Origin of the sequence: Acetobacter sp. P1H12_c (assembly GCF_018811975.1) — a bacterium.
GTDB classification, from domain to species: domain Bacteria; phylum Pseudomonadota; class Alphaproteobacteria; order Acetobacterales; family Acetobacteraceae; genus Acetobacter; species Acetobacter persici.
Genome location: NZ_JACRVR010000010.1, coordinates 71,968 through 79,601, shown reverse-complemented (window position 1 = coordinate 79,601; position 7,634 = coordinate 71,968). Strand labels below are relative to the sequence as shown.

11 protein-coding genes are annotated in these 7,634 nt (G+C 60.3%); 4 read left to right on the top strand and 7 right to left on the bottom strand.

What is annotated here, in order from left to right; translation table 11 throughout:
- On the top strand, positions 1 to 223 hold a 223-nt coding region (locus tag KP699_RS16390; RefSeq protein ID WP_252346871.1), incomplete at its 5' end, for a transposase.
- A 314-nt stretch (positions 224 to 537) separates the two neighbouring features.
- Entirely contained in the window at positions 538 to 1,236 is a 699-nt protein-coding gene (locus KP699_RS07805; RefSeq protein WP_215762173.1) for an aspartate/glutamate racemase family protein, read from the top strand.
- 50 nt (positions 1,237 to 1,286) lie between these two features.
- On the opposite strand, the gene ccmI is transcribed toward KP699_RS07805, so the two are convergent.
- From ccmI to KP699_RS07770, 7 genes are all read right to left on the bottom strand, one after another.
- Positions 1,287 to 2,018 carry a c-type cytochrome biogenesis protein CcmI gene (ccmI, locus tag KP699_RS07800; RefSeq protein ID WP_215762172.1) on the bottom strand — a complete coding sequence of 244 codons (732 nt, stop codon included), beginning with the start codon at positions 2,016 to 2,018 and terminating at the stop codon, positions 1,287 to 1,289.
- Between the two features lie 4 nt (positions 2,019 to 2,022).
- Positions 2,023 to 2,499 carry a cytochrome c-type biogenesis protein gene (locus tag KP699_RS07795; protein ID WP_212354722.1) on the bottom strand — a complete coding sequence of 159 codons (477 nt, stop codon included), beginning with the start codon at positions 2,497 to 2,499 and terminating at the stop codon, positions 2,023 to 2,025.
- Positions 2,493 to 3,068 carry a DsbE family thiol:disulfide interchange protein gene (locus tag KP699_RS07790; RefSeq protein ID WP_077930155.1) on the bottom strand — a complete coding sequence of 192 codons (576 nt, stop codon included), beginning with the start codon at positions 3,066 to 3,068 and terminating at the stop codon, positions 2,493 to 2,495. Before KP699_RS07790 ends, KP699_RS07795 begins: the two co-directional genes overlap by 7 nt.
- The gene (locus KP699_RS07785) at positions 3,065 to 5,050 is read right to left on the bottom strand and encodes a heme lyase CcmF/NrfE family subunit (RefSeq protein ID WP_215762171.1); all 1,986 of its coding nucleotides are present in this window, start codon (positions 5,048 to 5,050) and stop codon (positions 3,065 to 3,067) included. The genes KP699_RS07790 and KP699_RS07785 overlap by 4 nt, the downstream gene beginning before the upstream one ends.
- Positions 5,051 to 5,171: 121 nt before the next feature.
- Positions 5,172 to 5,732 carry a cytochrome c maturation protein CcmE gene (gene ccmE / locus KP699_RS07780; protein WP_215762170.1) on the bottom strand — a complete coding sequence of 187 codons (561 nt, stop codon included), beginning with the start codon at positions 5,730 to 5,732 and terminating at the stop codon, positions 5,172 to 5,174.
- Complete coding sequence (locus KP699_RS07775) at positions 5,729 to 5,890, bottom strand: hypothetical protein (RefSeq protein ID WP_167347358.1); 162 nt, start codon at positions 5,888 to 5,890, stop codon at positions 5,729 to 5,731. The genes ccmE and KP699_RS07775 overlap by 4 nt, the downstream gene beginning before the upstream one ends.
- The gene (locus tag KP699_RS07770; protein WP_077930152.1) at positions 5,887 to 6,675 is read right to left on the bottom strand and encodes a heme ABC transporter permease; all 789 of its coding nucleotides are present in this window, start codon (positions 6,673 to 6,675) and stop codon (positions 5,887 to 5,889) included. Before KP699_RS07770 ends, KP699_RS07775 begins: the two co-directional genes overlap by 4 nt.
- Before the next feature lie 168 nt (positions 6,676 to 6,843).
- Between KP699_RS07770 and KP699_RS07765 the strand changes: the two genes are divergently transcribed.
- Together KP699_RS07765 and KP699_RS07760 are read left to right on the top strand one after the other, a co-directional pair.
- Complete coding sequence (locus tag KP699_RS07765; RefSeq protein ID WP_077930151.1) at positions 6,844 to 7,137, top strand: YciI family protein; 294 nt, start codon at positions 6,844 to 6,846, stop codon at positions 7,135 to 7,137.
- A gap of 2 nt (positions 7,138 to 7,139) precedes the next feature.
- Positions 7,140 to 7,556, top strand: coding sequence for an EVE domain-containing protein (locus KP699_RS07760; protein ID WP_212360020.1), 417 nt, complete (start codon positions 7,140 to 7,142; stop codon positions 7,554 to 7,556).
- The last annotated feature ends 78 nt before the right edge of the window (positions 7,557 to 7,634 follow it).

The following is a 7,634-nucleotide window of genomic DNA, read 5'->3' as shown; positions in this document are numbered from 1 at the left end:
GTTGAGGGATGAATGCCTCAACGAGACGCTGTTCACGTCTCTCAGCCATGCCCGACAGGTTCTGGCTGACTGGCGGGAAGACTACAATACGGTGCGTCCCCATTCCCAGCTGGATGGCAGGACACCGGATCAGATCGCCAGACAAGGGTCTCGGGGGCATGCCCCCGAGACCCTTGTCATTCCATCAACCCCAAGCCATAAAAAACGGGAACTCTCCTTTTAAGTGGATACAAAAAAGGGGGCACGTCATTTGTTGTTGCGGTGGTCTGGTTTGCGTTTGTGACGCTGCTGCTGAGTCTTGATCGGGTTTCAGCAGTTTTCCTCAGATGCCGCCGCTGGATTGACCGCTGTGCCGGGATTGCCTTCATGGCGCTTGGATTGCGGTTTGTAACGGAACGCTCACCGACCTGAAGCCCAGAAGCAAAGCGTGGGTTTTGCTGGAAAGCCGTCACGGAAACTGGCTGGCGGATGGAGAGTGTTCAGGCCGCGTCTGAGTGTTTGGAAAAGACTATTTTTGCAGCGTAAGAAAGTATTGAGATGAAAAAACTCGGCTTGATCGGCGGAACAGGGCCAGAGTCTACCCTGATTTATTATAAAAAAATTGTGTATGGTGCGAATAAAATTGTGGGGAAAGAGTTTTTCCCGAATATCACCATAGAAAGCCTGAATGTTTTTAACGTCCTGAACTTCTGCTCAGAAAAGAAATATGATGATCTTGCACACTACATTCTCAATGGCATTGAGAACCTCGTAGCCGCTGGGTGTGACGTTGTTTCCCTGACGGGGAATACACCGCACATTGTGTTTGATGTGCTGGAAGCAAAATCTCCTGTTCCGGTCGTCAGTATTATCAAGGCGACGTGTGAAGAGGCCAGCAGGCAGGGATTGAAAAAGGTTGGACTGCTGGGCACGCGGTTCACGATGGAAGGGGATTTTTTCAAAAAACCATTCCGGGAAAAAGGAATAGAGGTTTTTGCTCCTGACGCAAAAGATCTGGACTATATCGCGGAAAAAATCGCGCATGAGCTGGAACATGGAATTGTTACTGAAGAAACCCGGTCCGGCTTTTTACGGGTTATTCAAAACCTGATCGCCAAAGAAGGGATAGAGGCTGTGGTGCTGGGCTGCACGGAACTTCCTCTTCTGTTTGACGGTCTTGCTCTTCCTATTGCGTGCCTTGATACGCTTGAAATCCATGCCAGAGCCCTTCTTGCCGCCATGGATTTATCCGCCTGATTTATAAAATCTGAGAACGATCAGAAAGAGAGATCCGTCTGCCTCACCGCTTACGGATTATCCTGCTCATGCTCGCCCTCAGCAATGCGCGCCTGCACGGGGCCGCGCCATGAGGCATCTTTGGGCGCAGCGTCCAGTGCCTTGCGGAACAGGTCAAGCGCCTGCGGGGTGACGTGGCTTGCGGCACGGGTCAGGGCCTCCCCCGTGCGGGCTGCAAGTTCAGGGTCAAAGCTGAGGGAGAGCGCGTGGTTCCACGCCTCGGCGGCCTCCGCATAGTGTTCTCGTGTGGCCTCAGCCTGCCCGAGCAGCAGATAGCCCTGCCGCAGGTTGGGGTCTCCTGCCGGGATCATGGCCAGTGCGGCTTTCAGGCGCTGGATAACCGCATCTCCGCGCGTGTTCTGCTCATGCTGGGCCACCAGACGCGGGCCAAGCGGCTGCGCGGGCAGGGAGGGCACGCCGTTGGTCAGATACAGGCCGACCGCGGCAACGGGAATCAGCGCAAGCGCACCCCACACGGCTAGGGGCGGCAGAACGTCATTCGCCTGCGCGGGGGCCGTATCCGCCACCAGAATACGGCGCTGGATTTCCAGCCGGGCAATGTCGTGCTCCGCCGGGGCAATCAGGCCGATATCCAGATCGCGGTCAATTTCAGAAAGCTGGGCTTCATGCAGCGCGAGCGCAGCACTCCGTTCATCCCGCACCTGCCGGGTGCGCCGCCAGAGGGGGAGTGCCGCCGGAGCCAGAGCCAGACAGCTTAACAGCACAATGGAAAGCCAGATCATGCGCTCAGTCCTTTGTCAGGTCGGCCAGACGGGCCTTTTCTTCCGCTGTCAGCGGCGGGGGGGCAACGGGGGCCGTGCGTCGGCGGCGGTAGGAGAAAAACGCAATGGTCAGGCCCAGCAGCAGGGCCAGTGCGGGCATGCTCCACAGGAGCAGCGTGCCAATGGAAAGCGGCGGGCTGAGGCGGATAAAATTGCCGTAGCGGTTGACCATCCAGTCCATAATCTGGCGGTTGCTCTCGCCTTTGGCTACATGCTCCCGCACAACGCGGCGCAGGTCTCGTGCAAGCCCTGCGCTGCTGTCCTCAATGGATTCATTCTGGCAGACCAGACAGCGGAGCTGGGAGCCAATAGCTTCGGCCCGCGCTTCTTCCTGCGGGTTGGGGAGCATTTCGGACGGATCATCCACCGCCAGAACTAAAGCTGGTGCCAGCAGCAGCGCACAGCCAAGAAACAGGGCGGAGAGGCGGCGCAGCATCATGATTTTTTCAGGCTTTCCAGCAGGGGCGCCAAAGTTCCGCGGATGGTATCCACATCCAGCGGAGCCGCACTATGCCAGCGGATAATACCGCCGGGGCCAATCAGAAAGGTTTCCGGCACCCCGGAGATACCCCAGTCAATCCCCACGCGGCCATCCCGGTCGCTCCCAAGACGGGTGAAGGGATTGCCGGAATGTTTCAGGAACCCGGCGGCATTTTCCGGACGATCCTTGTAGGCAATGCCCCACATTGGCAGATCATCCTTCAGGCCCATCAGGGTTGGCATTTCCGCAAGGCAGGGGATGCACCATGAGGCAAAGAAATTGACCAGAACCGGCTGTGTGAGCGCCCGCAGATCCTGTGCGCTGAACCCCTGACCGGGGGCCTGATCCGGCACACTGAAGTCCGGCACCGGGCGGTTGAGCACCGGGGCATTGATATCATGCGGGTTGAAGGACCCGTGCTGCATGCCGGACAGCATTTTCCAGAATCCCACGCCAATCACGGCAGCGCCAGCCAGTGGGGCGGCCATCAGCAGCCGCCTGCGGGTTATGTTTTCAGGAGGGGTGCTCATGCTGCCGTCACCGTATTGGGGGTGGGTTTTGCGCGGCGCGGTGCGCCGACGCGCATCCGCCGGTCGGAAAGGGACAGAACGCCGCCAATCGCCATGATCAGCGCGCCCAGCCACATCCACGGGGCCAGCGGGTTGTAATGCAGGCGCAGCACATAGGTCGGGGCGGCGTCCGTGCCGTGCTTGTCACCCAGCACACCATACAGATCGGCCAGCAGATTGGTGTGGATGGAGACTTCCGTCGTCGTCTGGTTCTGGCTGTTAAAACTGCGCTTGGACGGGTGCATGATGGTGACGATTTTGCCGTTATGCCGCACTTCAAGGGTTGCAACCAGAGCGGAATAGTTTGGCCCCGGTTCCTGCGTGACGTTCGTTAATGTCCAGTCATACCCGGCTAGATGCTCCGTCGTGCCAACCGGCACTTCCACAATTTTATGCTGCGCCTGAGACATTGCCGCCAGCCCCAGAACCGTCACGCCCACGCCAGCATGGGCAATGGCTGTGCCAAAAATGGAGCGGGGCAGCATGCGGGCGCGCTGAAAGCTGCCGGAAAGCGGCATGCGGAACAGACGCACACGTTCCGTCAGGTCCAGCACGGACGAGGCAATGACCCACACTGCCAGCGCGCTGCACAGAATGGGCAGAATGCCGGACATGCCAAACGTAAAGACAGCAAACGCCACACCGGCCAGCAGGGCTGCAATCCACAGCCGTTGCAGTACCGGCCAGAGCTGTGCGCGCTTCCAAGGCAGCATCGGGCCAAAGCCCATGAAGATGAAGAGCGGAATGGCCAGCGGAATGGTCGTGGCGTCAAAGAACGGTTTGCCGACGGAAATGGTGCGGTCAAACAGCAGAGACATGAACGGTGGATACATGGTGCCCGTCAGCACCACAGCGCAAATGGAACACAACAGAATGTTGTTCAGCACCAGAGCGCCCTCGCGCGAGATGGGGGCAAACAGGCCGCCTGCCGTCAGCGTGGGGGCGCGGTACGCGAACAGCGCCAGAGAACCACCAATGACCAGCGCGAGCAGACCAAGAATGAAGATGCCGCGCGCCGGGTCATTCGCAAAAGCATGCACGGAATTGAGAATACCGGAGCGGACAAGGAATGTGCCGGAGAGCGAGAAGGAGAACGTGGCAATGGCCAGCAGCACCGTCCAGATTTTCAGGCTTTCCCGCTTTTCCACCACAATGGCGGAATGGATCAGCGCCGTGCCGGTCAGCCAGGGAATGAGGGAGGCGTTTTCAACCGGGTCCCAGAACCAGTAGCCCCCCCAGCCCAGCACGTAATAGGACCACCATGAGCCCAGCGCGATGCCGCAGGTCAGGAAACACCATGCCGCAACCGCCCACGGGCGGACCCAGCGGCCCCATGCGGCATCCACCCGGCCTTCAATCAGTGCTGCAATGGCAAAGGCGAAGGGCACCGCAAAACCCACATACCCTGTGTAGAGAATAGGCGGATGGAAGGCGAGGCCGGGGTCCTGTAGCAGCGGGTTCATGCCCTGCCCATCCATGGGGGCGGGCCAGACACGGGCAAACGGGTCTGATGTGGTCAGGCAGAACAACTCAAACCCGGCGGCAACGGCCCCCAGCACGGCAATTACCCGCGCCCGCAGAGCTGACGGCAGATTGCGCCCGAAAGCCGCCACGGCTGCCCCGCAGATGCCCAGAATAAGCGCCCAGAGCAGAATGGAGCCTTCATGATTGCCCCAGACGCCGGTGATTTTATACAGCAGCGGCTTGGTGACGGCACTGTTGGCCGCAATATTCTGGACGGAGAAATCATCCGTGACGGCGGCGTTCACCAGACAGAGAAAAGCCGTCAGCAACGCCAGAAGCTGCCCCACGGCCAGCCCCGGCGCGAGCATCATGACCCGTCTGTCGCGCCGTTGCGCGCCGATAAGAGGCAGAATGCCCTGCGCGACGGCAAGGATGCAGGCAAGGGCCAGCGCATAATGTCCGAGTTCAGGGCTCAGCATATCAGAGGAATGTCTCCGGGTGGCGGGCTGTCGGGACAGCGTAAAGGAGTCTGGCAGGGCAGAAGTCCTGCCAGACAGAGGCTAAAGACGCAAAAGACACAACGGGGCGTGGCACAGGAGGTTAGTTGCCAGCCGGGGCAGATGCCGGAGCGGGTGTTGAGGGCGCGGCGGAAGGGGCGAGGTCCTTTTTGGCATCCTGCACCGTCATGCTGTTCCAGCTTGCGGCACTGGGCGGGGCACCAAAGCGTGGGTCCCACTTCCCGGATTTTTTCAGGGCTTCCGCGACTTCTTTCGGCATGTAGGTTTCATCATGTTTGGCCAGCACTTCACTGGCGACAAACCCGTCCTTCTGCATGGTGCCAACAGCCACAACACTCTGCCCCTCACGGAACAGATCGGGCAGAATGCCTTCATACCGCACCGTCACAGCGGCCTGACCGTCCGTCACATCAAAGCGGGCAATGGGGGTTTCCCCCTGCTTTTCCCGCTTGACGGAGCCTGCCACCACCATGCCGCCCAGCCGCACCGTGCGGTCCGCCGGGGGCGCGGATGCCTCGACCTGCGAGGGCGTGACAAAGAAAACGATATCTGAGGAAAACGCCTTGAGCATGAGGGCCGCGGCAGCCCCCAGACAGGCAACGCAGGCGATAACGAGCCAGAGGCGACGTGTCTTGCGGGTCATAGAGACGAAGTGGCTCCTGTGGTGCGGTCGGAGGGGCGTTCCAGAACGGCCAGCCGCATCCGGGCCTTTTTCAGGCGAAGGGCTGCCCCGATGGACAGCGTCAGGGCAATAACGGTGGCCAGACCGTAGCTGGCCAGAATGTAGGGCAGGTGCGTCATGCGGCGTCTCCCGATGCGGAGCCACCCCGGCGGCGCGGGCTGGAGAGCAGGCTGCGGATGCGGCTTTCCATCACGGCGGCCCGGGTGCGGGCCAGCACAATGGCAGCAAACCCCAGCGAGAAGCCCAGAGTGGACAGGGCCAGCGGCCACAGCATGGAGGAGGACATGGTGGGCGCGCCTGTCAGCGTGATGCTATCCGGCTGATGCAGGGTGTTCCACCACTGTACACTGAATTTGATCACCGGCAGATCAACAGCGCCTGCCAGAGCAAGAATGGCGGCGGCTTTGTAACCGCGCTGCGGATCATCAAACGCGCGGATCAGCGCGATATGGCCGAGATACAGGAAGAACAGGACCAGCACGGAGGTCAGCCGGGCGTCCCACACCCACCATGTGCCCCACATCGGCTTGCCCCACAGGGAGCCGGTGGCCAGACATAAGGCGGTAATGCAGGCTCCCACCGGGCCGATTTCCACCGCGGCCAGATCCGCCAACGGATGCCGCCAGACGAGGGACAGCACAGCGCAGACGGCAAGCCCCGCATAGCCAGCGGAGGCCAGCATGGCGGCAGGCACATGTACATACATGATGCGGACGGAATCCCCCTGCTGCCAGTCGGCAGGTGAGAAAAACAGTCCCCAGCCCAGCCCTGCAAGGGTGAGCAGCAGGGCCGGCCATGTCAGCCAGGGTTGCAGGCGTGCGCCCAGCTTGAGAAACCGGCCGGGATTGGCATACCGATGGAAGAATGTCCCGGCACGCGCGACGAGGGTCGGTGTGGCGCTCAAATGTCAGTCCGTTCCGTGTCTCAACAATCAGAAGAGCTTGCAGCGGTCTGCGTGCGGGAGTTCCCGCCCCAGACATGCGCTCGCGCACCTTTTACATCATTCGGCGCATCTTGACACGAGGCAGTTATTCATGGGCGTCCTGTCCCGACAACACAGCGGAGAAAGAACATGTTGTTTGCCATTATTTGCACAGACCGCCCGGGTGCGCTGGAATTACGCAAGGCTACGCGTGAAAAGCATCTGGCTTTTCTGGAACAGTATAAGACGGCGATTCTGTTCGGCGGACCTCAACTTGACGTGAACGGCGCGCCCTGTGGCAGCCTCATCCTGCTGGATGTGCCCGATCGCGCTGCCGCGGAAGGCTTTGCAGCGGCAGACCCGTATGCTGCGGTCAATCTGTTTGAAAGCGTGGTGGTGCGCCCGCTGCGCCCGGTATTCCGTGATGGCGCGCTGGTGGAATAGCCATGGCTTTCTGGTTGATCAAAAGCGAGCCGGATGCCTTTAGCTGGGACGAGCAGGTTGCGAATGATGTCGAGCCCTGGACGGGGGTGCGGAATCATCAGGCCAAAAAAAATCTGGCCGCCATGAAGGTGGGAGACCGTGCCTTTTTCTACCATTCCAACGTGCAGCGCGCGATTGTGGGGGTGGTGGAAATTGTGCGGGAAGCCTACCCGGACCCGACGGCGGAAAGCGGCAACTGGGTCTGTGTGGACGTAAAAGCTGTCGGCCCGATGCCTGAGCCAGTCACTCTGGCGGATATCAAGCAGGATGAGGCGCTGACGGATCTCGCTCTGGTCCGGCAGTCCCGCCTTTCAGTCTGCCCGGTTTCGGCGGAGCACTGGACGCATCTGTGCAAAATGGGCGGCTGGACCGGCAACTAAGGCGGCTTGCTTAAAGGGCACTCTGAAAGCGGGAATAAATCTAAGGACGGCAATAAAAAAGGGAGCATGCCCGTTTGG